Origin of the sequence: Spelaeicoccus albus (assembly GCF_013409065.1) — a bacterium.
GTDB lineage: Bacteria > Actinomycetota > Actinomycetes > Actinomycetales > Brevibacteriaceae > Spelaeicoccus > Spelaeicoccus albus.
Genome location: NZ_JACBZP010000001.1, coordinates 1,620,564 through 1,645,392, shown reverse-complemented (window position 1 = coordinate 1,645,392; position 24,829 = coordinate 1,620,564). Strand labels below are relative to the sequence as shown.

Below are 24,829 nucleotides of genomic sequence, written 5' to 3'. Positions count from 1 at the left end.
GGCAGGACATCACGCCGATGCCATGTCCAAGGCGGTCCAGGCCAAGGCTGTTGCCCCATCGAGCAACGCTTTCTCGGCAACGAGGCCGATGCAGTGGTCGGCGAACTCTTTTTGGTGGTTCAACACCGGGAATGAGTCGACGCCAATGTAGGGATGAATGGCCGGCACGATCTGCGAGACGTTTCCCATGTCGGTCGAGGCAGTGGCCATCTGCGTGGCGGGGCCCTCACTTTCCAGCTTCCGACCCAGGGTCTCGGCGTTCGCACGGTAGAAGTCCAGAGCCGCCCGGTCCGTCCGGAATTCCGCATACGGCTTGCTTTCCGGGGTGATGGTCAGTTCGCACCCGGTAGCAAGCGCTCCGGCATGGAAGCATTTCTCGACGCGCTCTTGCACGTCGTCCAGCTCTGCCAGGCTTGCAGCCCGCACGTACCAACGACCCTCGGTTCTTTCCGGAATGGCGTTCGGCGCCTCACCGGCATTCGTCATCACTCCGTGCACGCGCACGGTGGGCGGCAGCTGTTGCCGCAGCAAGGCGATTGACGTTTGCGCGATGGTGAAAGCATCGGCCGCGTTAATCCCCAGAGTTGGGAACGCCGCGGCGTGAGCAGCCTTTCCCACGTACTCGATATGCGAATGCGCGACGGCGAATGGCCGCGCTTCGGCCACGTCGACCGGCGCGGGATGTGCCATCATGGCCAAATCCAACCCCGCAAACGCCCCGCGCTCGAGCATCTCGATCTTTCCCCCGCCGCCTTCTTCGGCCGGCGTCCCGTAGACCTCGACCGTCAGGCCTGCGGCATCGGCGACCTGCGCCAACGCGTAGGCCGCACCCACCGACATCGCCGTAATCAGATTGTGTCCGCATGCGTGTCCCAGCCCCGGCAAAGCATCGTATTCGGCCATCAGTCCGATGCGAAACGGCCCGGCTCCGTAGGTGGCGCGTAGTGCCGTGGGCAATCCCAGATACCCGCGTTCGATGCCAAACCCCATGCCCGCGAGGACTTCGGCAACGTCTCGGCTCGAGTCGAACTCGTGCCAACCGATCTCGGGGCTGTCGTGCAGACGCTGGGATAACTCGATCAGGGCTCGGGCTCGCGAGTCAATTGATTCGCGAGCCGCCTCCTTGAAGTCACTCATGGGTTCACTCGTCACCGGGCACGCCGTAGGACGGCGCGAGCTCGGGGTGGATGCCGCGCGTGACGTAGTCATCTCGTTGCGGCATCCAGACGTCGAGCAACTCACCGAGCGCCTCGATCGGTTTCGGGTGCCAGTCGATACGCAGGTCTGTCACCCGCCATCCGGCTTCACGGACGACGGACAGGCCACAGGAGGCTATGTCGCCTTCTTCGCCGCCCGCCTTTTCGCCTGCCGCGAGCGCGGCCAGGAGGCGGTATTCCAAATCGCCCGCAGTCGATTCATACGCCTCGAGCATGCGGCTGGGTACCGAGTCGTTCGACAGCAGGTTGCCCGCGGCCACAACGCCGTCCGACGTCACTACGCGATTTCGGCCGAGCGTGTGCTCGCCGGAGTGGGCCGCCGTTCGGCCCGCCGCATCGACGACCGTGATCTGTCGGTAGGCGACGGTTGAATCATGTGAGAGCAGTTTCTCCAATGCCTGTGTCGCATCGTCCCCGGACGCAAGGGAATCAAGGATGATGTCGCCAAACCGCGGGTCGGTGATGTTTTGCGATGCGACGCCGCCGACGTCGGAGCGTAAGTGGATGCACCGGGCGCCGACGCAGGGCGACGACGAGGTGACGACCATGCCGATGGCGCCGGATTCGTCGCGGGCCACAAGTGAGAACGTCATGCTCTAGGACTCCTTTGAACTGATCACTGCGGTGGCATCGATCTCCACTACCCATTCCGGCCGGGCCAGGCCATCGACGATGATGCCCGTCGAGACCGGATAGACGCCCTTCAGCCATTTGCCCATGACGCGATAGACGGTCTCGCGATAGCGGATATCGGTCACGTAGACGGTGACTTTCACGATGTCGGCCAGTGAACTTCCCGCTTCGTCGAGCAGCATCTTGATATTCGCCATCGCCTTGTCGGCCTGTGCTTCCGCATCGCCGACGCCCACGCTTTCTCTGGTTTCGAGATCCTGGCCGATTTGTCCGCGCAAGTAGACGGTGTTGCCGGCCACGACCGCCTGGCAGAGGTCGTTGTCGAGATCCTGCTCGGGATAGGTATCACGTGTGTTGAACGGACGGATGCGCGTGTGATTGGTCATTGGGCCACTCCAGTAGATTTGCCCGCGAGCACCTCACAGGTGTCGCGGTGGACTTCGTCGGGCATATTCGCATTCTCGGTCGGCAACGCATTCTCGGGCCGATAGGTTTGGTATCCCCGCTGGATGACTATATGGTCGGCCAAATATTTGGCGTCGTGCCACACTCCCCAAATGAAGCTGGAACCACGGCGTGACAACCACGGCAATCCCAAGAAGTAGACACCGGGTTCGGACGACACGCCGCGTTGATGCCGCGGCTTGCCGTCGTCATCGAATGCGTCGACGTCCAGCCAGTTGTAGTCAACGCCGAAGCCGGTCGCCCAGACGATCGAAGTTATGCCGGCGTCCTCCAAGTCGACCTCAAGCACGGGGTTCATCATGCATTCCGGGTCAGCCAAAAAATCGCGGGCTTCCGGTTCCTCCGGCAGATCAAGCCCGTTGCGTTCAATGTACTCATCGGCCTCGTCGAGCAATGAGAGGTAGTTGGCGTCACCTTGGGCAATGCGTTCCCCGACGTTTGGCGCGAAGCGCATAATGCCGGCATCGAAGTCGGCCGTCCTGCCGACTAGTTCGATGCCGTTCGATGCCAGATCGCGAAAGTCGACGGTGTGTCCGCCGTTCGCGCCGCTGACAGCGATCGTGACATGTTCTGCGCCGACGGGAGGAGCCGAGGCCTCCCATTTGCCGAGGACGCCGAGCCACCAGACGAAGTCGCGTCCACGATATCGCCGCGGGGGGCGATCGTGGGCACCGACGGACAGATAGACCTGTCGGCCGGATTTTTGGAGCTCATCGGCGATTTGGACACCCGATGAGCCGGCGCCGACTACAAGGACGTTTCCCTCCGGGAGGCGCGACGGATTGCGATACGAACTGGAGTGAATCTGTTCCCGCACCGCCGCATCGGGAACGATGTTCGGTACGAGCGGCCGCTGAAACGGCCCAGTCGCAGCCACGACGTAGCGTGCGTCGATAACGCCCTCCGACGTTTCCACTCGGAAACCTGTGCGGCCGACGTTCTTACGCACGTTTGTCACCTCGACGCCGCAACGAATGGGCGCCTTGAACTTCTCGGCATACGCCGTCAAGTACTCAGCGATCTGATCCTTCGTCGCAAAGCCGTCTTGCGCGACGTCTGCGAATTCCATGTTCGGGAACCGGTCGTGCCAAGCCGGGCCGTTAGCGACCAGCGAGTCCCATCGCTCCGAGCGCCACCGCTCGGCGATCCGCGCACGTTCCAGAACGAGATGCGGTATGCCGCGAGCGCTCAGGTGTTCACTCATCGCGACCCCGGCCTGGCCGGCGCCGACAATCAAAACCTCGATCTCTTGATTCGACATCCAGTCTCCAATCGGCATGCTGCGCACGGCCTGTGCGCCAGCGGGTTCCTAATGAGGCTCACGCTACGTCCCTCAAAGACACCTGTAAATCAGAATAAAATGTTAAATAGCATCGCTTTTTTAGATACCTCATCAAGACGAGTTGCTCGACGGTATGTATCAGTTTAACCGATAGCTGAAGTCAGAAATATCTGTTTTACGAAAGATGACGTGACACAGCACACTTAATGCATGAAACGACGGGACATGCTGACAAGCGACAACAGTCGGATGAGCGGACGGACGAAAACTCTTCTTCGGTCAGCCGAAGAGAAGACGCACGCGAGCAATTTGAAGAACAGCTTGTCGAACCGTCACGTGACGATGATTGCTCTTGGCGGCATCATTGGCGCCGGGCTCTTCGTTGGCTCCGGCCCGGCAATCAACGAGGCCGGCCCGGCCGTCATTCTCAGCTACCTACTTTCCGGTGTTCTGATCATCCTGGTTATTCGCGCGATCGGAGAAATGGCAGTCGCGCGCCCGGCGGCCGGCTCCGTTGCCGAATATCCCCGATTGGCCTTGGGTAATTGGGCAGGATTCAGCGTCGGCTGGCTTTATTGGTATTTCTGGGTAGTCATTGCCGCAGTCGAAGCCGTCGGTGGTGCGGGAATCCTCTCCAACCACTTGCCATCGGTGCCGAGTTGGGCGATCTGCCTGGGGTTGATGCTCATTATGACCGGCGTCAACCTGTTTTCCGTCAAGATGTATGGCGAAACCGAATTCTGGTTCGCGTCCATCAAGATCGTCGCGATAGTCGCCTTCCTGGCGATTTGTGTCCTTTACTTGCTCGGACTCTGGGACGTCTCACCCGGCACGGCGAATATTCTGCACCATGGCGGCTTCTTCCCGAATGGCGGGCTTGCCGTTGTCGTCGCCGGCGTCAGCATCATGTTTTCGATGGGTGGCGCGGAAATCGCCACCATCGCCGCGGCCGAGTCGAAGGAGCCGGCGAAGTCCGCCGGGCGAGCAACCCGTCAGGTGATGACCCGCGTCATGATCTTCTACGTGGCCTCGGTCTCCTTGATCGTCCTGGTCATTCCGTGGAACGGCACGAACTTCACCGGCGAAGGCATCCAGAGCCCTTTCACCGTCGCACTGAAGCAAATGGGTATCCCGTTTGCTTCGGTCGCCATGGAGATCGTCGTCATCACTGCCGTGTTGAGTTCACTGAACTCGTGCCTGTACATCACCTCCCGGACGCTCTTTGCGCTCGGCCGCTTCCATGACGCCCCGAAAAAGTGGACGACCGTTAACAAGCGCGGCGTGCCGACTTGGGCAATTCTTGCAGGAACGATGGGCGGGTATGTGGCAGTCATCTTCAACTACTTCTTCCCGGATCAAGTATTCGCGTTCCTGCTGAGTTCGTCGGGCGCCTTGATGCTGATCTACTACATCATCCTGGTGGCAGCCGAGATCCGGTTCCGGCGGCGTCTCGAAAAGACGGACCCCGGCAGTCTCAAACTGAAGATGTGGGCCTTTCCCTACCTGTCGTACATCGCGATTGGCTGGATGGTGGCCGTGCTGATTCTGATGATCTGGTTACCGTCGACGCGCGCCCAGGTGCTACTGAGCGTGGCAAGCTTGATCGTCGTGCTGATCGCCTACGTCGTGCGGCGAAAATTCGGCCACACCGTGCCCGGCGAACGCGTCTGACCCTAAGCGTGACAATTACGCATTATCATCGGACGTCAACACCGGCGAGCACGCAACCTGTCGCGTTTTCGGCGTTGGCGACAATCAAGTTGTACGCCTCATCGGCACCGAGCGGCGTGCCACCGAGAATATGAAGGCCATAGGCGTCCTCGAGCGCCACGAGGTTGCGCGCGATCGTCAGACTGGACGCGCGTAGAGTAAACAGCCCCTGCTCCGCGCCCGATTCGAGGATCGGCAGGTACAACGAGACTTCTCGCTCGAACAGATTCGCCATCAGACGCGCATGAAACGGGTCGCGAAATGCTTGCACGTGCATTTCGTTGAGCACTTGATAGTCCACGTCGTCGGCGGCATGGGGAATTCCGCTGCGGATAGTGCAGCACAGCTTGACGCGCGGATCATCGGCGAACTCGGCGTCACGCAGCCGCGACCAGTAGAACCTGTCGAGTTCCTGACTATGGACGTCGCGGATGAGGCCGGCCAAATCGGGATAGTAATACGAGACAGCCCCGGCCGACAGCTGGCTTTGAGCCGCCACATCTTTCGTCCGCAGCCCGGTCAGCCCGTGGATCGCAATTGCCCTTTTGGCGGCCCCGATCAATTGCTGGCGCCGTGCTCCTTGATTCTTTGGTCTGGCCATTAATTAATTATCTATGCAACCAATCGAAAAATGCCATAGGTCAGCGTCCATTTTTCCCTTTCCATGGACGCTGTTGCGTGCAATTCTATGAGCTACGCCACAAAGAACTCTCGTTGAGGAGGTGGGACTGGTGAGCGACGGTGATTCAACAGCCCTGGCAAATGAACAAACCAAGAATCTGAAAAAGACGCTCGGCCGTTTCGACATCGTTTTTCTCGTCATGTCGGCGGTCCTCGGTATTGAAACACTTGCCGAGACAGCATCGTTCGGCAGCGAGACGTTCACATGGACCCTCGTCCTGGCCGTCGTGTTCTTGGTCCCGTACGGCTTCATCTTCGCCGAGACCGGCAGCACGTTCATCGGCGAAGGCGGCGCATACTTGTGGGTCCGGCAGGCATTTGGCCGGCCGGCCGGCGCTCTGGCTTCGATCCTCAGTTGGATCACGCAGCCCGTCTGGGTCGGCGGATCCATGGCATTTCTGGCTTCGGCCACGTGGGATCAGTTCATCTCTCCCCTGCCGGCCGGCTCGGTCGCCGACTACGTGTTCAAGATCGTGTTCATCTGGGTCACCGTCATTGCCGCGATACTCTCGCTGAGCCGCGCCAAATGGATCCCGAGCCTCGGGGCGATCTTGAAGATCGTTTTCCTGGCATTCTTTCTCTTCACGACGGTGCTCTATGCCGTCAAGCACGGCGTTGCCCAACTCAGCCTGGGAAGTTTCAGCCCGACCATGACGGGGTTCCTCGGGCTCACGCCACTCCTGCTTTTCGCGTACCTCGGTTTTGAGTCGACAAACAGCGCATCCGGGGAGATGAAGGATCCCAAGAAGGACATCCCAGTGTCCATCCTCCGATCCGGCGTCACGGCGGCAGCCTGCTATTTACTGCCGATCCTCGCCATGTTGTTAGTGCTGCCGAAGACCAAAATCACCGGCATCGGCGGACTCATGGACGCCGTCCGCACCGTATTCGGCGTGTATGGCCCGGCCGCGAACGCCATGGTGTTCATCGCTGCCGTCATATTCGTGGTCGCACTGGCATCGCAGGGAGCAGCCTGGATGATCATCAGCGACAGGATGCAGGCACTGGCCGCCGCCGACGGTTCATTCTTTGGCGGGTTCTTCGGAAAGTTCCACCGCACGCTGGGTACACCCATCCACGTCAATTTGCTGTCAGGCGCCGTCGCCACCGGGTTCATGCTCGTTGCCATCCAACTGACCGGCACGTCGGCAGCGGTCTTCGGCGTCGTTTTGTCCATCTCGATCTCAACGTTCCTGCTCAGCTACCTGCTGATAATCCCGGCGGCAATCAAACTCCGGACGGCGTATCCGGACGTCGAGCGGCCGTTCCGGGCACCGGTGAACGACACGGGATTCCGCATCCTCGGCATCATTTGCTTCGCTTGGGTAGTGCTCGGCTCCTGGGTAACGGTCTTCCCGGGGACCCTGGAACCGCTATTCGGCCTGTCTTATGACTTCAAGGACAATTGGGGCGTCGGCCGGCTGCCCTTCGAGATTCTGACACTCGGTACCCTCGCGTTCCTCATCATTCTGGGACTCGTCGGATACGTCCGCGGCAAGCATATACGCGCCCACAAGCCCAACCCCGAAGCGTCCGAGCTCTTGGACGATAACGAACCATACGAAGGAGCATCATGAACACCGCCCCAGTGACCTCGACAACCATCCGGCATCCACTGGCCCGGCTGACGTCAGCCGAAATCGAGGCCAACCGGGAAATCCTCACACGATCCGGATACGTCACCGACCACACCCGGTTTACTCTGGTCAGTCTCGTCGAGCCTGCCAAACATCTTATCCTCGCACACGCGGCCAATATCGATCGGCAAGTGAAAACGCTCTTGCTCGAGCGCGGCACCGGCCAAGTCACTGAGCTCGTCGTGTCACTCACCGGCGAAGCCGTCGTGTCGGCCAGAACGGTCGACGTCGTCGGCGAAGGGCAGCCGCCCATCATCGCCGAGGAATTCGAGCTGGCCGAGGAAATGATCCGTCAGGACGCCGGTTGGCGTGCCGCAATCGAGCGTCGCGGAATCACCGACTTCTCGCTGGTGCGGATTTGCGCGCTGAGCGCCGGCTGCTTCGACATTCCTGGCGAATCGGGACGCCGTCTCATTCGAGGCTCGTCGTTCCTTCAGCTGGATGAGAACGACAATGCCTGGGCGCACCCGATCGAAGGTTTGGTGGCGTACCTGGACCTGAACACCGGCAAAGTCGTGCACCTTGTCGAGACCGATGCCGCGCCGATTCCCGGGCAAACGTTCAACTTCCACCTGGACGAGGGGCTTCCGGCACCGCGCACCACCCAAAAGCCGATCGAGATTACCCAGCCCGACGGCGCGAGCTTCACGCTTGACGGCGACGTGCTCACGTGGGAGAAGTGGCAGGTCCGGCTCGGTTTCGACCCCGTCGAGGGTCTCGTGCTGCATCAGCTCGGGTTCGATGACGGCGGGAGGCTCCGACCGATCATTTACCGGGCCTCGATCGCCGAAATGGTCGTGCCGTACGGCGATCCCAGTCCAGTCCGCTTCTGGCAGAACTATTTCGACGCCGGCGAGTACTCCCTCGGCAAGAGTGCCAATTCACTCGAGCTTGGCTGCGATTGCCTCGGCGAGATCCACTACGCCGATGCGGTACTTTCCGACGACGACGGCCATGCTCGGACGATCACCAATGCAATCTGCATGCACGAGGAGGACGCTGGCATCCTGTGGAAGCACACGGACGACTACACGAGGTCTGTCGACGTGCGCCGGCAGCGCCGCATGGTGATCTCGTTCTTCGTCACAGTCGGCAATTACGACTACGGGTTTTACTGGTACCTCTATCTGGACGGCACCATTGAACTCGAATGCAAGGCGACGGGCGTCGTATACACCGCCGCCTACGGCGACGCGGGCACTGACAACCCATGGGCCACGATGCTCGGGGACGAAGGTCTTGGCGCGCCGTACCACCAGCACCTATTTTCGGCACGACTCGACATGAACGTCGACGGGCCAACGAACGCCGTCGATGAGGTGAATGTCGAGCGTGTGTCGACCGGTCCGGGGAACCCGTACGGAAATGCGTTCACCAAGTCGGTGACGAGACTGGCCCGGGAATCGGACGGCGTCCGGCTCGCCGACAACGCGCACGGTCGGGTGTGGCAGATCGTCAACCCGGGGAAACTCAATGCTCACCACAAACCGGTGGCCTACGAATTGCGTCCGGAAGGAAAGCCGACCCTGATGGCCGACCAGGGCTCGTCGATCTCGAAGCGAGCAGCTTTCGCGACCAAGCATCTGTGGGTCACACAGTGTGACGAGACCGAACGGTTCCCCTCCGGCACGTATGTCAATCAGAACCCCGGCAACGGCACCATCGTCGACTGGGTCGGAGCCGATCGCGACATCGACAACGCGGACATCGTTGTGTGGCACTCGTTTGGCATGACGCATTTCCCGCGGCCGGAGGATTGGCCGATCATGCCGGTCGATACGTGTGGGTTCACGCTCACACCGTCCGGCTTCTTCGACCAGAACCCAACGCTGGACGTGCCACGGCCGGTCTCGGCGCACTGCTGCACGGGCGATTCCGAATACCAAGACGTGAAAGACGAGCAACCAAACAGCAAAGGATGTGAGTGCTGATCATGGCACCCGGCAACACGGACTCGTGGCACGATCTCGCCGCTGCCCTGGCGATCGATGGTCGCGCCGTCATCGACGGGGAACGCACGAACGCCACCAACGGACGGACCGTCGCCGACGTCAACCCGGCCACCGGCAACACGATCACCGAGGTGGCGTCGGTGAACGCCGACGACATCGATCGCGCCGTCCGCGCCGCACGGGCAGCGTTCGACGGTGGCCGATGGAGCCGGATCGCCGCCGGTGAGCGAAAGGCCGTTCTACTCCGCCTTGCCGATCTGATGGAGGAGAACGCCGACGAGCTCGCTCTCTTGGACAGCCTCGACATGGGCAAACCGGTCGCGGAGGCGCGCAATGCGGACGTGCCCGGGGCCGCCGACACGTTCCGATGGTACGCCGAGGCGATCGACAAGCTCACTGACGAGATCCCGTCGACGGATCCGGGTTCAACCGCGCTTGTCACGCGCGAGGCTCTCGGCGTAGTCGGGGCCATCACACCGTGGAACTATCCGCTCGAGATCGCCAGCTGGAAGCTCGCGCCAGCGCTCGTGATGGGCAACTCCGTCGTCCACAAGCCGGCGACAGGATCGCCGCTGTCGGTGCTCCGGCTGGCCGATCTGGCTCGGCAGGCCGGCCTGCCGGCCGGCGTCCTCAATGTGGTGCCCGGTCCAGGCGGCGAGGCCGGTGAAGCGATGGGCATGCATCCGGATATCGATGTGCTCACCTTCACGGGCTCGACCGAGGTTGCGAAAACGCTGCTCGGATATTCGGGCAAGTCGAATATGAAGCGCCTCAGTCTGGAGGCCGGCGGCAAGAGCGCGAACGTCGTCTTCGCCGATACCGACGATTTGAAGGTAGCCGCAGACATGGCAGCGGCCGGCGCGTTCTACAACCAGGGCGAGGTGTGCTCGGCCAATTGCCGAGTGCTCGTCGAACGGGCCGTCCATGACGAGTTCGTCCGGCTGGTTGCCGAAGCGAGCGTCGCATATCTTCCCGGCGACCCCTTGGACGAAACCAGCGGTACCGGCTCGCTCGTCAGCAAGTCCCATGCGGACGATGTGTGGAGCGCCATTGAGAAGGCGAAGGCAGACGGCGAACTGTTCCACGGCGGTGAGCGCCGGACGATCAACGGATCCGACGCCTTCATTACCCCGACGATCATCGGCAACCTGCCCAGCGATCACGCGGTACTGCGTGACGAAATCTTCGGGCCACTGCTCACCGTCGAAGCATTCGACAGCGAAGAGGAGGCAGTGCGAATTGCCAACGGCACCCCCTACGGACTCGCCGCATCTCTCTGGACCGGATCGCTGGCCCGCGCACACCGAGTGGCCGGAGCGCTTGTGGCAGGCACAGTGTCGGTGAACACTGTCGACGCGCTCGGAGTAACGACTCCGTTCGGCGGATTCAAACAATCCGGATTCGGTCGCGACTTGTCGCTGCACGCCATCGACACGTACTCGGCGCTCAAAACCACGTGGATCCAATTCGGATGACCACATACTTGTGACGGGGACCGGCTGGTGAACAGTCGGCACGATTGTGCGGTAAAATCTTTCAAACCCAAAGAAGCGTTTGGAGAAATCGATGGCCCGCGTGACACTGCGACAGCTCGAGTATTTTGTCGCTGCCGCCGAGACGGGAAGCGTGACGGCCGCTGCGGGCCGAGTGTATTTGTCGCAATCCGCGATCTCGACGGCGCTGGCCGAGCTCGAGGAAACGCTGGGCGTGCAGCTATTCATTCGCCATGCCCGCGGGCTGACGGTGACGACGGTCGGGAGGCAGATACTCCTCGAGGCGCGGCAACTGCTAGGACAGGTCGACGAATTACACAGCAACGCGCAGGATCTGAGCGGATCGTTCTCCGGCAAATTGTCGATCGGGTGCTACAGCACACTGGCCCCGCTTTTGTTGCCGCCGATCATTGATGCCTTCCTGACCGAGCATCCCGGCGTCGATTTGGATTTCACCGTCGGTTCGCATGCCGACTTGTGCGACAAGCTGCGCGATGGCACCTGCGATGTGGCATTGTTGTACGACTACGATTTCGCCACCGATCTCTTCCCGGCCGACTTGACCAAGCTGAGATTGCAAAGCATCCCGCCGCACGTCGTCCTGCATCCCGACCACAAACTGGCGAAATTGAAGAGTGTCCCGCTGGAAAAACTTGTCGACGAGCCGATGATCTTGTTCGACCTACCACCCGGCGGCGATTACTTCAAATCGTTGTTCGAGCGTCGCGGCATGTCCCCGACGATCCGATTCCGCACAACCGAGTTCGAACTCGTCCGCTCGCTCGTTGCACGCGGGCTCGGATACTCGATCCTCACTCAGCACACCGAAACCGGCGTCAGCTACGAAAACCGGCCGTTCGTGACCAGGCCGGTTAAAGACGCGTCCATTGGGCTCGCCGTCGTCGCCGCCCATTTGGCCGGCGCCCGGCTGACGCGCCGAGCTTCGGCGTTCATCGAGGAGTGCGATAGGACGCTCGGCGAGCGACGGCAGCAATCAGCGTTGAATTAGGGTAGGCTCACCTTAATTATTCTCAAGTGATCGGCTGATGCATGACGATGCTCCGCAAGGCGCTGCGTGAGACGGCGCGTAGTCATTCGATGAGCCATTACGACGTCGCCTTCGAGTCCGCCCGGCTCGTGACCACAAACTTCATGCGCGTTCGGCTCACAAGTGACAATTTCGATCAGCAACGCCCGATCGCCCCCGCCGATGCGTTCAAGCTGGGGCTCATCCCTCGTCACGAATCCAACGTGATCACTCGAGTCTTTCGAATGCGTGCACTCACCGTCCGCAGATTCAACGCCTCGGCCGCAACCCTAGACTTCGACGTCGTCCTGCATCCCGGCCTCATCAAGGAGTGGCTCGGTCGTACTGAGCGAGGCGACGTCGTTACGCTATATGGCTTTCGGCACGAGTGGGCGCAGGACAACTGTCTGTCTCACGCCGTCTTCATTGGCGATTCGTCGTCAATGCCGGCGATCGCCGCCATCGTCGAATCGCTGCCTGATGAGTGGACGGCGACGGTTCTCGCGGCCGTGCCACCGGGCGATCGGTCGCTACTGTCTCTGCGCGACGGGGTCGACGTGCACTGGACCGAAAGCGACGCCGAACTTTTACCGCTGATGCGCGAGCTTCCGGTACCGGCGGTCCGCTGCAATGTCTGGATCGCCGCTGAGGCAGGAGTGACCCGCGAGCTCCGACACCATGCGACGTCAGCCTGGGGCGTTGCGCGCGACGACCTTCACGCCGCCGCATACTGGAAACGGTGAGGGCGGGCTTCGACAAGCTCAACCAGCGGAATGCGCCGCCCACTCGATCTCACGACAAAACGCGCCGCGGCGTAGGGAACGCGCAGTCATGACTGCGCGTTCCCTACGCCGCGGGGCGTTTTGCGGAAGGAAGGGAGGGGGAAGGTGAGGTCAGCCCGCGAGGACGGTGCTGAGGAACACCTTCACGACCGCATCCACGTCGGCGCCGAGGATGACGTCGGCCGTCGGCCACGGCCCGGCAAGTCCGTGCACGACGTCCTCACCGGCATGATCACGCCGATCGACGATTGTCTGCCCGCGAGCATATCCGGCCGCCGTCTCCACTTGAAGGGCGTGCGTCTGGCAATTCATGAATTCACGTGCAACGAGCGAGCAGACGGCGCCGGCATCGCCGATCCGGCTGAACGCGTTGTCGGGTCCGCCGTCGACGCCTTCCATCCTGAATCCGAGCAACGCGCCGAGCGTGGAGGCGATCGGATCGTCCGAGGCCGTGAGCCGCGCGACGTCGTCGGGCTCGACGATGACCGAGTTGAACACATCGAGCCCGTACATGGTCAGCGGCACGCCGGAATTCACCACGATGCTCGCCGCTTCCGGATCGTGCCAGATGTTGAACTCGGCGACTGCCGTCGCGTTGCCAACCGATGCCGACCCGCCCATGAACAGGATCCGCTCGATCTTGTCGGCGCATTCGGGATACATGCGCAGCAGCAGCGCGACGTTCGTCAGCGGCGCGAGCGCCACGATTGTCAGCTTCTCCGCCGATTCGACGAGCATCCGGCGCATCATCTCCACCGAGTGTTCCGGCACTACCGCCCGGCTGCTCACCGGCAGGCTCGAGTTGCCCAGCCCGTCGGCACCGTGCACGTACGAGGCATCCCGCGGCTCTTCGATCAACGGTCGTGTCGCACCGGCCGCGACCGGGATGTCCGGGGCGTCCACGACGTCCAAAATCTTCAGCGTATTGGCCACCACATTGTCCAGCCCGGTATTGCCGGACACGCAGCTGATTGCTCGCACGTCCACGTCCGGATGTTTGACGGCGAACATGATCGCCATGGCGTCGTCGATTCCCGTGTCGACGTCCAAAATGATCGAATGATTCATTGTGTCTCTTTCTTGTTGCTCAGTCGTGGATGATTACGGAACCAGCGCTGCGACGTCGCCGAGTCGCAAGGCCGTGTCGCTGAGCCCAAGATCGCGCGCCAGCTGCGACACTTCCGGGCGCTTCAGCTTGGCCTCGCGCATCACCGAGTCGTCGGCGAACACGTCATGGACATCGCCGTCCGCGATTACCGTGCGGTGTGCCATGGCGACCACCCGGTCGAACGTGTCGGCAACGAACCGCATGTCGTGGGTGATGGTGATGACCCCGATGCCGTCCGCGCCCAGCTGGTCGATCATCCTGTTCAACAGCTTCAGCCCGCGCCCGTCGAGACCGGCAGTCGGTTCGTCCAGGATCACGTAGCGGCATTCGCCAACGAGAATCGCGCCGATTGCCACGAACTTCTTGATGGCGAACGGCAGATCGTTCGGGTTCAGCTGCATGAAATGGCCGATGCCCGTCATCATGGCGGCCCGCTTCACGCGCTCGGTCCTCTTGACGGCGTCCCACCGGTAATACTTCGGCATGTACTCGAGCTCGCCTTGCACGTCGCTGCCGAAGATCTGGTCGTCCGGGTTTTGAAAAACGTAGCCGACGGACTTGGCGATATCGGCCGCCGAACGGTCCGCCGTCAATTCGCCGTCGACGCTGACTGTTCCGGACGTCGGCCGCAGCAGTCCGTTCATCATCTTCACGGTCGTCGTCTTGCCGGCACCGTTCTGCCCGACTATCGCGACCCGTTCACCGTCGCCGATGGTCAGGTTCACGTTCTCGACGGCTGGAGTGCCGTTGGGATACGTAAACGACGCATCACTGAGTTGAATCGGCATTTCACGCCTCCTGCATGCGCGCCGCGACAAGCTCCCTGGCTTCGGCGCGGGTGATCGGAATGGATGACAACGGTTTACCGGCGCGCTCCAGGGCCAGTCCCAGTTCGGTGACCTCGGGGCGCGGGATCTCCGCGACAGCGAGTTCTTCGGACACCAACACGTCACGGGCCGGCCCGTGTGCGAGCACCTCGCCGCGCTTCATCACAATGAGCTCGTCCGCGTATTCGGCCAGCAGGTCGATCTTGTGCTCAACCAGCACAATGGTCTTGCCGCCCGCCTTCAACGACTCGATGATGCCGAAGACCGCCTCGGATGCTTCCGGGTCGAGCTGCGACGTCGGCTCGTCGATGACGATGAAGTCAGCGTCCATGGCGATGATCGATGCAAACGCGACGAGCTGGCGTTGCCCTCCTGAGAGCTGGTTCGGGTCCTTGTCGACGAGCTTGTCGATTCCGACCTGGTCGATGACGGCACGCACCCGGTCGATCAACTCTTCACGTTCGACTCCGAGATTTTCCAGGCCGAGCGCGATCTCTTCGAAGACCGTGTCCTTGATGCCGCTGATCTGCGTGAACGGATTCTGAAACACGTACCCGATCCGGTTGGACAACTCCGCCGGATCCCAGTCCACGGTGTCGCGTCCGTAAATCAGCACGTCGCCGGATAATTCTCCCGGGTGAAAATGCGGAATAGTGCCGCGGATGACGCTGCACAGCGTGCTTTTTCCGCTCCCGTTGGGCCCGATGACGCCGTACAGCTTGCCGGGTTCGATATCGAGAGTGATCCCGCGCAATGCCGGCTTCTCGGCGTAGGCATACGAAAAGCCCACGTTTTTCAACGAGATCAGTTCCATAACGTGTACACCCCTACTATCGAAAAGACGGCAACCGCGGCAAGCACCGCCGTGATGATGGCTTCACCAGCCGATACCGGTTTCAGCTTGGCCAAATGCGTGTGCCGCTGCCGCGAGTTGAACGCGCGGGCGTCCAGCGCCAGGGCGCGTTCCTCGGTCTGGTTCATAGCGGCCAGAAAGACCGGAGCCAGGATCGGCGCGAACGCTTTGAGCCGGATGCGCAGCGATCCTTCCGTTTCGACCCCGCGCGACCGTTGCGCGTCCATCACCGTGCGAGAGTTCTTTCCCAGGTCGATGATCGCTTGGAACGACGCAAGGATGACGTAGGTCGCGCGCGGCGTCACGCCCCGGGTTTCCAACGCAAGCATCAGGTTCTTCATCGGCGTCATGGCAAAGAACAAGGTCAACGCTCCGCACAGCGCCATCACGAGCAGGCTGAACCGCAGCGCCTGCATGAGGCCGCCGGTGCTGATCACGAACGGGCCGAACGTCAGCAGCTGGTGGCCGATGTCCAAGAAGATGGCGCGCAATACGAAAAGGATCACGCCGACGATTGCGTACAGCTTGCCGAAGGTCGACGAGAACTGCCGCCCGACCCCGGCTGCGAACGCAATGACGACGTAGGCCACGCTGACCGCGATGGCCGGGACGATGCCGGGCAGCGCCAACGACATCACGGCCAGACTCGCCAGCATGATAATGATGTTGATCGGGTTGAAATCGCGGATCACGTTGCCGCTGGACACCGGGCGCCGAAACCGCTCGATAAATTCTTCGGTCGTTGTCGCGGTGTGCACTGAATTCGTCATTGTCACAGCTCCAACGCCAGCTCGTCGTCCGGAATGTCGATGACGTCCCGCTTCGTCCGGCCGATGTAAGCCCGGCCGAGCGGGACTTTCACGAACAACCTGGTCGGGATGCGACTCAAGATCAAGAACACGATGAGCACCGTGACGATCTTGTCGACGAAGTCGGCGGGCAAGCCGGACACGAAGACCGCCGTGTTCAAATCCATGCCCAGGGCGTGCAGGGCGCCCGTGATGATGGCCACGCCGTTGCCGCCGAGTCCGCCAAACACCCATATGGTGATTAGCCCGCCGAGGCCTCCCCCGATCAGGGCGAACGGCACTGCCGAGACGATCGTCTTCCACAGGCTGCGGAACACGCCCATGCGCGAGAGCAGGCCGGCGAGCAGACCCAAGAAGATGCTGACCAGTGCAAACGGCATCAGCGTCGGCGTTGTGATCGAGTTGATGAAGTTCGAGATGAACCCGACGAGCGCGCCCGGCAGGCCTCCGCACAGCGCGCCGACCAAGATGGTGCCGATGCTGTCGAGGTACATGGGCAGCTTCAGCAGGCTGGCGATCTGCCCGCCGATGAAGTTGGTCGCGATGCCGATCGGGATCAGGAAGATCGTCAACCGACCGTAGCCGCGCAGGAAGCGGGCGAATCGGCTTTGATTTCGCACTGTGTCACCTAGTTTCTTTCCGTGAATGATGTGCCCCGCATGACTGGCGAAGCCGCAGCGTATATGTGCAGGTTCTGTGCACGGCCGTGCCGCTCGGTTGTGTGAGCAGGTCGAACGCCGATTTGGCGGTCTCTTCGAGCGGCTGGACGACTGTCGAAAGCGCGGGATTGGCGAATTCGGAGTCGTCGGTGCCGTCAATGGTGATGACGGCCAGGTCGTCGGGTATGCGGATACCGCGCACCGCCGCGGCGTGGACCAGTCCGAGCGCTTGCTGTTCATTTGAGGCAAACAGAGCGTCGGGCCGGTGGCCCCGCTCGAAGATGGCGGACGCCGCGCTCTCGCCTCCGCGGCGCGAAAACGGGGCTTCGTATCGCCACGCCCGGTCGATGGGCAGACCGGCGGATTCCATCGCCTGCCGCCAGCCCGTCGTCCGGTCGTCGGCCGTGGACAATTGGGGTGGGCCGGCGATGATCCCGATACGCGTGTGCCCGTGCCCGATGAGGTGCTCGGTGGCGGCACGCGCGGCAGCAACGTTGTCGATGGCGATCGACGAGACCGGCTTGGCCCGGTCCACGCGGTCAAGCATGACGACCGGGACGGAGGCGTCCAGTGCGATTTGCACGCACGGGTCGTCGTCGACGCCGATATAGAGGATTCCGTCGATATTGCGCTGCACGAATTGCCGGACCAGTTCGTTTTCCCGGTCCTTGCTTTCAGCCGAATCGCCGAGCAGCAGTACGGTGCCGAGCGCGGCAACGGCGTCCTCGAGCTTGTGCGCCATTGCCGCGAAGAACGCATTCGAGATGTCCGGCACTATCAATCCGTAGGCGCCGCTGACGCCGGATGCCAGTGCTCGGGCGATGGAGTTGGGGCTGTAGCCGACGGCCTCGATGGCGTCGAGCACGCGTCGGCGGGTCGCCATTGCCACGGGGCGCGGGCCGTCATTGACGACGTAGCTGACGACGGCGACCGACGTGCCGGCCTCGCGGGCGACATCGGCGCGGGTCGCCGGACGCTTCTTGGTGATCATCCGCGCGGCTTGGTCGGTCCGGCTCCGGCGGAGCCGGCAGACCGCAGCTCGGCAAGCGCCTCGCGATCCGGATAAGAGTCGGTGGTGCCCTTTTTCGTGACGGCGGCCGATCCGGCGGCTGCCGCCCACCGGACTGCGTCCTTCAAGTCCGTGCCGCCGGAAAGCAGTGCGACGAGCGCGCCGACGAACGCGTCGCCGGCGCCGGTGGTGTCGACGACGCCGGCCGGGGCAGGCGATGGCTCGTGCCACGCGTCGACCGCGTCCCCGGGTTCCGCACCGTCCGCGCGGCGGGCCACTACCGCGCCGTCCGCTCCCAGCGTGATGACGATGGATTCCGCGAGACCGTCGGCAAGCATGCGGCGCGCGGCGGTCAACGCGTCGTCCGTCGTTTCGACGGCGATCGGGCCGGAGCCCAGACGGCCGTGCACGGCGCGCGCTTCGCCTTCATTGACGATGAGCGGGTCGGCCAGGGCGATAGTTGCCCTGTCGAGTTCGATGGCCGGTGCCAGGTTGACAACGAAACGCACGCCGGCCGTACGGCACCGGCGGGCGAACGCGGCGGTCATGCGCGCCGGCGTTTCGCCTTGCGCCAGCCCGACGACGTCGGCGGCGCCGCTGGGCAGCCGCCCGATCACGCCGTCGACGGCCCGGGTGAGGGACTCGATATCGACATCGGCGTTTGCCCCCGACACGACTGCCACGGTGTTCTCGCCGGACGATTCGACGGTGATGTACGCGGCGCCGCTCGAGTTATCGGCCGAGACGGCCAGCTCCCCCGCGTCGATACCAAAATGTTCCAGCCGCGAGCGGATGAAACCAGCCGCTTCATCGTCGCCGACGCGGCCGAGCAGATGGACTGTGGCACCGAGCAGGGACGCGGCAGCCGATTGATTCGCGCCCTTGCCGCCCAGGCCCTTGGCGCCGGCTCGGGCCAGGATCGTTTCGCCGGGTTCGGGGAAGGCATCCACATAAATGGAGTGGTCGACATTGATCGATCCCAGAACAATGACGTCCCCGGTGCGAGGTGCGTCGGTCATGGACTGCTCCACCAAGTCTCCCCTTCGAGATGCTGTGTCGGCATGGCATCTATCTACGCGCGTAGATGCGTGATGGCAATCACTGTAGGCCGCGGAAGCGGACGAGTCAAAACCGGGCCGAGTCACTACCCGACAATGCCTCGGCCCCGCGGTTTCACTGCGGCAGTTGCAGTTCGGCCAAGTTCGGCTCGATTGTCTTGACGACGCATTAACTTCGCAGGACTATTTAATTAACTCGATTGCGAATTGGAGGCTGATCAAGGAGTAGTTCCCGAGCAGCGAGGAGGCAAAGCCACGAGACGAACGAGCAGCGTCACGGCTAATCCTTCGCTATCGACCGCTTCGACTGGCAGTCGGATCGCGTCGCGATATGACCCATGACGAAACGGACCCGATTGCCGCATCCGGCGTGCGGCGACAATCGCAGGTAGAGATCGAATTCCGGAACGCCACCAAGCGCTACCCCGGCCAAGAAGCACCGGCGATCAGCAACTTGTCGTTCACTATCCCGGCCGGCGTGATCTGCTGCTTGGTCGGCCCGTCCGGCGGCGGCAAGACCACGACTATGATGCTCGTCAACCGGCTCATCGACTTGACCGACGGAGACATCCTGATCGGCGGGGCGAGCGTCCGCTCGGCAAATACCACCGAACTGCGCCGCGCGATCGGCTATGTGATCCAACAAATCGGCCTGTTCCCGCATATGACCATTGCCGGCAATATCGCAGTCGTGCCAAAGTTGCTCGGGTGGCCACGGGCCCGGATCCGCGAACGCGTGCTGGAGCTCCTGAACCTGGTACAGCTCGACCGGAGTTACGCCGGCCGTTATCCGGCTCAGCTGTCGGGCGGTCAACAGCAACGCATCGGGCTAGCCCGCGCACTGGCCGTCGACCCGCCACTGATGCTGATGGACGAGCCGTTCGGCGCGCTCGATCCGATCACCCGTTCCGCACTCCAGGACGAGTTCTTGAAACTCCAGGAACGGATCAATAAGACAGTCATCTTCGTCACCCACGACATCGACGAAGCCATCAAGATGGGCGACCGAATCGCGGTGCTGCGCGAAGGCGGCATACTTGCCCAGTTCGGCACGGCCGACGATCTGCTGGCCCACCCGGTGGACGACTATGTGGCGGACTTCGTCGGCGCCGACCGCGGCTTGAAACGGTTGTCGTTGCGCCGAATGCGCGACATCGTGCACCCCGACCCGTCGCTCGAGGCCAAGCCGAATGTTCCGACCATCAGCGCGGACGCCTCGCTGCGCGTCGGGCTGTCGAGACTCTTCACCACCGACGCCAGCGCGGTGCGCGTCACCGAGAACGACGGGACGACGCTCGGCGCGGTCACACTCGACGAGTTGCGCGAGGCGGTTGCCGCCCATCGCCGGACGGACGGCGCGCCGTGACCTCCGCGGCAGCGTCCATCGTTCTGCCGGCTTGGCAGGCGGGCCCTGTCATCCCGTCGTTCGGATCGTCGAGCTGTACGTCCAGCCAGACATTTTGCTGGAGTTGGGTCCGCACCAATTGGGCCGGCGTGTTGGAGCCGGCCTTGGTGCAGCACATCTACATCACCGTGATCGCCGTGGTCTGCGGCTTGATCATCTCGTTGGCCGCGGCGCTGCTGGCCTACCGCGTGGGCTGGTTCGAACGCGGCTTCACCGCGTTTTCGACATTGTTGTACACGATCCCGTCGCTGGCATTCTTCCTGCTCTTCGTGCCGGTGACGGGGTTGGGCCTGATGACCATCGAGATCGGTCTGACCGGGTACACGTTCTTGTTGATGTTCCGCAATGCGCTCACCGGTCTGCGATCGGTGCCGGCCGATGCCATCAAGGTGGCCACCGGAATGGGCATGACCCCGCGACAGGTGCTATTGCGCGTCAATCTGCCGTTGGCGATCCCGTCGATCATGGCCGGCGTGCGGATCTCGGCGGTGACGGTGATTTCGCTGGCTACCATCGCCGCCGACGTCACGCCGCTGGGTCTTGGCAATCCGATCTTCTTTGCACTGCACACCACGTTCACCACCGAGCTGATCGCCGCGGGCGTCCTTGCCATTTTGTTGGCGTTCGCCGCCGACCTGGTGTTGGTGATCGTGCAGCGCTCAATCACCCCGTGGATACGGGCCCGGGCGAAGGGGTGAGCCGACGTGCACGTCATAGCGGCCGGTCTTGTAGTGGACATCGGCACGTTCTTCACCCAGCAGGGTCGGATGCTGGTAGCCGAGGGAGTGAAACAGATCGAGCTATCGGCGCTGGCCGTGGCGATCGCGATAGTCATCGGACTGCCGATCGGCGCCATGGTCGGACATATCCACAAACTGTCGTTCATCGCCGTGAACGGCGGCAACGTGTTGCGTGCCTTGCCGACCCTGTCGATCATCGCCATCGGCATTGGCATCTACGGCTTCGGTCTGGTGAACATCACCGTGGCGCTGGTGATTTTGGCATTGCCGCTGATCCTGACGAACGCCTTCGTCGCGGTTGACGGCGTGGACCCGGGAACCGTGAAAGCGGCACAGGGCATGGGGATGACCGGCCGACAAATCCTGCTGAGAGTGGAGCTGCCCAGCTGTGTGCCGCTCGTGATGGCGGGCGTGCGCACCGCATGGGTGTATGTGGTGGCCACCGCGTACCTGGCGGCGTTCTCCGGCTACTCGGGCACGCTCGGCGACGTCATCGTCGATATCGGCAGCTTCGGCTTGGGCGGCGTGCTTGCCGCGACGGCCGTGGCCGTCGTCATTGCCTTGGTCGGCGAACTCGTGCTGGCCGGCGCCGAACGACTGCTCACGCCGCGCGGACTGAAACTGGCCGCGAACGCAAATCCCGGATGACGCTCCGGACTCTTGAACCCGTACTCCTCTCGCGTATCTCGCTGAAAGTTGAAAGGAAGCGAGTAACTAATGTTGACCATGTTCAACAGAACGGGCGGGGCCGGGTCGCGTCCGTGGCGGGGCGCAATTGCCACAGCGACCCTCGTCGCATTGTCACTGGGGGCCGCCGGATGCAGCGGCAACTCCAAATCCAACGCCGCATCGACGAGTAGCTCATCATCGTCGTCGAAGTCATCGAATGCGTCGTCGAATTCATCAAAGAGCAGTGGCAGCGGGTTGTCGCCGGTCACCGCGCACAACGTTTCTCTGCCCAACGGAACACCGGGACAGGGCAAGCCGTCGGTCACGATCGGCGACAAGAATTTCCCGGAAGAGTTTCTACTCGGCGACCTTTACCAAATCGCGTTGAAGGCAAAGGGGTACACGGTCACGGTGAAGCCGAATATCGGCGGATCGGAGATCATCGACACCAGCTTCAAGTCCGGGCAGATCGATCTGTACCCGGAATATTTGGGAGAGATCGTCAGCAGCGTGGCCAAGAAGAGCCCGCAAAAGAGCGACGTCGCAACATACAACGCGGCAAAGAAGTTCGAACAGTCGCACCGCAATGCCACATTGCTCAAGCAGACACCGTTCCAAGATGTTGACGTCTTGTTTGTGAAGACCGCGTTTGCCAAGGCGAACAATTTGAAGTCGGTCGGCGATCTGACGAACGTCGGCGCAAAGGGGCAAGGAGTCACTTACGTGGCCCAGCCGCCGAGCCGCACCCGGTTCGCCGGTTTGAAGGGGCTGCAAAAGGCGTACGGACTGACCAAGGTCAACTTCGTCGGAGCTCCTCCGGGCCAGCAGTACAAGGCCATCAACAAAGGCCAGGGCAACGTGGGTGACGCGTTCAGCACCGATCCGGCCTTTGCCAGCGGGGTGAACGCCGGTAAATACCTGGCGTTGAACGACACCAAGCACATCATGGGATTCCAGCATGTGGCGCCCGTCGTGAAGCAGTCGGTGGTCAAGGCGGAAGGGCCGCAATTCACGAAGACGTTGAACTGGGTGTCGTCGCTGCTGACCTTGAAAGCCGTTCAAACAATGGACATCGCCGTGCAAACGCACCACAAGGACGCGTCCACAGTCGCCCAAAAATTCCTGGAGGCCAATGGGCTCAACTCCTGATCACTTCTCGCGCCAGGCGCGCTCGAACGGCAGCCGCCAGGCATACGGAGCAATGAGTTGGTGAATGGCGTTGGGCCCCCAGGAGCCCGGCGCATACGGCCGCACCGGCGGCGGATCGGCGAGAAGCGGCGCCGACTTCTCCCACAGGCTTTCTATTCCTTCCGCGGAATTGAACAGCGTGTGGTCGCCGCGCATGGCGTCGAGAAGCAAGCGCTCGTACGCTTCGAGGACGTCGCCGGCCCGGTCTGTTTCTTCGGTAGAGAACTGCATGCTGAGCTTGTCGAGCTTCATGCCGGGCCCCGGCCGTTTGCCGTAGAACGACAATGACACCTTCGACTCGTCTGCCAGGTCGAAAGTCAGGTGGTCCGGGCCCATCGACTCGACGCCGGATCCCGGCGGGAACATGCTCTTTGGCGCTTCTTTGTACGCAATGGAAATGATCCGCTGTCCCTCGGCCAGCTGCTTGCCGGTGCGCAAATAAAACGGCACGCCCGCCCAGCGCCAGTTGTCCACAAAACATTTGAGGGCGATGAAGGTCTCGGTGTCGGAATCCCGGGCGACTGCCGCGTCGTCCCGATATCCGGAGAACTGGCCGCGCACGACATGGTTCGGGTCGATCGGCAACAGCGAACGGAACACCTTGTTCTTTTCCTCGCTGATTGATTGCGGCTCGAGCGCCGTGGGCGGCTCCATGGCCACGAACGCCAATACCTGGAACAGGTGGGTGACCACCATGTCCTTGTAGGCGCCAGTCGCTTCGTAGAACCCTGCCCGGTTTTCCAACCCTAGCGTTTCGGGCACGTCGATCTGCACGTGATCGATGAAGTTGCGGTTCCAGATCGGCTCGAAGAGCCCGTTGGCGAAGCGGAACGCCAGGATGTTCTGTGCGGCTTCCTTCCCCAGGAAGTGGTCGATGCGGAAGAGCTGCTTCTCGTCGAACGTCCGATGCACGAAGGCGTTCAAGTCGCGCGCGCTGGCCAAGTCGGTGCCGAACGGCTTCTCCATCACGACTCGCGAGCGCTCGACCAGTCCGGCGTCATTGAGCATCGTGATCACGTCGAGGGCAGCCGAGGGCGGCACGCTGAGGTAATGCAACAGCTGCGCGTCGCCATCGAGGTGATGCTCGGCGGCGCGGACCGCGGCAGCCAGCGCATCGGCACCGGCAGTTTGCGGCACGTAACTGAGTTTGGTCGCGAACGCGTTCCACGCTTCGTCGGTCATGGCATGATGGCCGAATTCAGCGACCGCCCGCCGGGCAAGATCGTGGAATTGCTCGTCATTGATGTCGTCAAGTCCGCTGCCGATGATCCGGACGTCGGGTGCGAGCCCGGAAAGCTCCAGATGAGCCAGCCCGGGAAGCAGTTTGCGCCTCGCCAAATCGCCGGTGGCGCCGAACAGCACTATCACGAACGGCGGCAGCGATTCTTCCGTGTGCCCGTACGGGCGCGCTCCGGTAGCGGGATGGGCGATGGGAAATTCGGCATATTCGGGCATATCGGCATAGTTCCACGACTGCTCGTCTCCGACAACCGTCAGGTCCGCTTGCCGGCCCCGGTCATCGGCCGCGTAGAGCACCTCGAGCGCGGCATCGAGCGGCGGCCCCTGGCCGCTACGTAGCCAGCAAATAGTCCGCCGGAATAATTCTCTCCCCATCTTGTTACCTT

23 protein-coding genes are annotated in these 24,829 nt (G+C 62.3%); 10 read left to right on the top strand and 13 right to left on the bottom strand.

Annotated elements, in window-relative coordinates:
- Positions 1–9: 9 nt before the first annotated feature.
- Genes BJY26_RS07580 through BJY26_RS07565 form a run of 4 tightly spaced genes read right to left on the bottom strand, consistent with a single transcriptional unit; the run spans position 10 to position 3,576 of the window.
- The gene (locus tag BJY26_RS07580) at positions 10–1,137 is read right to left on the bottom strand and encodes a M20 family metallopeptidase (protein ID WP_179427047.1); all 1,128 of its coding nucleotides are present in this window, start codon (positions 1,135–1,137) and stop codon (positions 10–12) included.
- 4 nt (positions 1,138–1,141) lie between these two features.
- Positions 1,142–1,810: a DUF1028 domain-containing protein gene (locus tag BJY26_RS07575; protein ID WP_179427045.1), complete on the bottom strand. Its 669-nt coding sequence runs from the start codon at positions 1,808–1,810 to the stop codon at positions 1,142–1,144.
- 3 nt (positions 1,811–1,813) lie between these two features.
- Positions 1,814–2,236, bottom strand: coding sequence for a RidA family protein (locus BJY26_RS07570; RefSeq protein WP_179427043.1), 423 nt, complete (start codon positions 2,234–2,236; stop codon positions 1,814–1,816).
- Entirely contained in the window at positions 2,233–3,576 is a 1,344-nt protein-coding gene (locus tag BJY26_RS07565; protein WP_179429849.1) for a flavin-containing monooxygenase, read from the bottom strand. Before BJY26_RS07565 ends, BJY26_RS07570 begins: the two co-directional genes overlap by 4 nt.
- A gap of 231 nt (positions 3,577–3,807) precedes the next feature.
- Between BJY26_RS07565 and BJY26_RS07560 the strand changes: the two genes are divergently transcribed.
- Positions 3,808–5,268, top strand: coding sequence for an amino acid permease (locus tag BJY26_RS07560; protein ID WP_237249055.1), 1,461 nt, complete (start codon positions 3,808–3,810; stop codon positions 5,266–5,268).
- Positions 5,269–5,293: 25 nt separating this feature from the next.
- Here BJY26_RS07560 and BJY26_RS19050 read toward each other — a convergent pair whose 3' ends face one another.
- Positions 5,294–5,908, bottom strand: a complete 615-nt coding sequence (locus BJY26_RS19050) for a TetR/AcrR family transcriptional regulator (protein ID WP_179427041.1) — start codon at positions 5,906–5,908, stop codon at positions 5,294–5,296.
- Positions 5,909–6,038: 130 nt separating this feature from the next.
- Between BJY26_RS19050 and BJY26_RS07550 the strand changes: the two genes are divergently transcribed.
- The 5 genes from BJY26_RS07550 (at position 6,039) to BJY26_RS07530 (ending at position 12,840) form a co-directional block, all read left to right on the top strand.
- On the top strand, positions 6,039–7,565 hold the full coding sequence (locus BJY26_RS07550; RefSeq protein WP_179427039.1) for an APC family permease: 1,527 nt from the start codon (positions 6,039–6,041) through the stop codon (positions 7,563–7,565).
- Positions 7,562–9,556: a primary-amine oxidase gene (locus BJY26_RS07545; RefSeq protein WP_179427037.1), complete on the top strand. Its 1,995-nt coding sequence runs from the start codon at positions 7,562–7,564 to the stop codon at positions 9,554–9,556. The genes BJY26_RS07550 and BJY26_RS07545 overlap by 4 nt, the downstream gene beginning before the upstream one ends.
- A gap of 2 nt (positions 9,557–9,558) precedes the next feature.
- Positions 9,559–11,052, top strand: coding sequence for an aldehyde dehydrogenase family protein (locus BJY26_RS07540; protein ID WP_179429847.1), 1,494 nt, complete (start codon positions 9,559–9,561; stop codon positions 11,050–11,052).
- Positions 11,053–11,152: 100 nt separating this feature from the next.
- Entirely contained in the window at positions 11,153–12,079 is a 927-nt protein-coding gene (locus tag BJY26_RS07535) for a LysR family transcriptional regulator (RefSeq protein WP_179427035.1), read from the top strand.
- Between the two features lie 41 nt (positions 12,080–12,120).
- Positions 12,121–12,840, top strand: coding sequence for a siderophore-interacting protein (locus tag BJY26_RS07530; protein WP_179427033.1), 720 nt, complete (start codon positions 12,121–12,123; stop codon positions 12,838–12,840).
- Positions 12,841–12,990: 150 nt separating this feature from the next.
- On the opposite strand, the gene BJY26_RS07525 is transcribed toward BJY26_RS07530, so the two are convergent.
- The 7 genes from BJY26_RS07525 to BJY26_RS07495 are packed head-to-tail and all read right to left on the bottom strand — an operon-like array spanning position 12,991 to position 19,163.
- Positions 12,991–13,947 carry a nucleoside hydrolase gene (locus BJY26_RS07525; protein ID WP_179427031.1) on the bottom strand — a complete coding sequence of 319 codons (957 nt, stop codon included), beginning with the start codon at positions 13,945–13,947 and terminating at the stop codon, positions 12,991–12,993.
- Between the two features lie 33 nt (positions 13,948–13,980).
- The gene (locus BJY26_RS07520; RefSeq protein ID WP_179427029.1) at positions 13,981–14,775 is read right to left on the bottom strand and encodes an energy-coupling factor ABC transporter ATP-binding protein; all 795 of its coding nucleotides are present in this window, start codon (positions 14,773–14,775) and stop codon (positions 13,981–13,983) included.
- 1 nt (position 14,776) lies between these two features.
- Entirely contained in the window at positions 14,777–15,628 is an 852-nt protein-coding gene (locus tag BJY26_RS07515; protein WP_179427027.1) for an energy-coupling factor ABC transporter ATP-binding protein, read from the bottom strand.
- Entirely contained in the window at positions 15,619–16,437 is an 819-nt protein-coding gene (locus BJY26_RS07510) for an energy-coupling factor transporter transmembrane component T (RefSeq protein ID WP_179427025.1), read from the bottom strand. The genes BJY26_RS07515 and BJY26_RS07510 overlap by 10 nt, the downstream gene beginning before the upstream one ends.
- Positions 16,438–16,439: 2 nt before the next feature.
- Positions 16,440–17,096, bottom strand: coding sequence for an ECF transporter S component (locus tag BJY26_RS07505; protein ID WP_179427023.1), 657 nt, complete (start codon positions 17,094–17,096; stop codon positions 16,440–16,442).
- Between the two features lie 4 nt (positions 17,097–17,100).
- Positions 17,101–18,126 (bottom strand): LacI family DNA-binding transcriptional regulator, encoded by a 1,026-nt coding sequence (locus BJY26_RS07500; protein ID WP_179427021.1) that lies wholly within the window; start codon positions 18,124–18,126, stop codon positions 17,101–17,103.
- Positions 18,123–19,163, bottom strand: coding sequence for a ribokinase (locus tag BJY26_RS07495; RefSeq protein ID WP_179427019.1), 1,041 nt, complete (start codon positions 19,161–19,163; stop codon positions 18,123–18,125). The genes BJY26_RS07500 and BJY26_RS07495 overlap by 4 nt, the downstream gene beginning before the upstream one ends.
- 370 nt (positions 19,164–19,533) lie before the next feature.
- Between BJY26_RS07495 and BJY26_RS07490 the strand changes: the two genes are divergently transcribed.
- The 4 genes from BJY26_RS07490 (at position 19,534) to BJY26_RS07475 (ending at position 23,165) form a co-directional block, all read left to right on the top strand.
- The gene (locus BJY26_RS07490) at positions 19,534–20,568 is read left to right on the top strand and encodes an ABC transporter ATP-binding protein (RefSeq protein WP_179427017.1); all 1,035 of its coding nucleotides are present in this window, start codon (positions 19,534–19,536) and stop codon (positions 20,566–20,568) included.
- Positions 20,565–21,305 carry an ABC transporter permease gene (locus BJY26_RS07485; protein ID WP_218852321.1) on the top strand — a complete coding sequence of 247 codons (741 nt, stop codon included), beginning with the start codon at positions 20,565–20,567 and terminating at the stop codon, positions 21,303–21,305. Before BJY26_RS07490 ends, BJY26_RS07485 begins: the two co-directional genes overlap by 4 nt.
- Positions 21,306–21,311: 6 nt before the next feature.
- Entirely contained in the window at positions 21,312–21,995 is a 684-nt protein-coding gene (locus BJY26_RS07480) for an ABC transporter permease (protein WP_179427015.1), read from the top strand.
- Positions 21,996–22,073: 78 nt separating this feature from the next.
- The gene (locus BJY26_RS07475) at positions 22,074–23,165 is read left to right on the top strand and encodes an ABC transporter substrate-binding protein (protein WP_179427013.1); all 1,092 of its coding nucleotides are present in this window, start codon (positions 22,074–22,076) and stop codon (positions 23,163–23,165) included.
- Here BJY26_RS07475 and zwf read toward each other — a convergent pair whose 3' ends face one another.
- Positions 23,166–24,818, bottom strand: a complete 1,653-nt coding sequence (zwf, locus tag BJY26_RS07470; RefSeq protein ID WP_237249056.1) for a glucose-6-phosphate dehydrogenase — start codon at positions 24,816–24,818, stop codon at positions 23,166–23,168.
- Positions 24,819–24,829 lie beyond the last annotated feature (11 nt).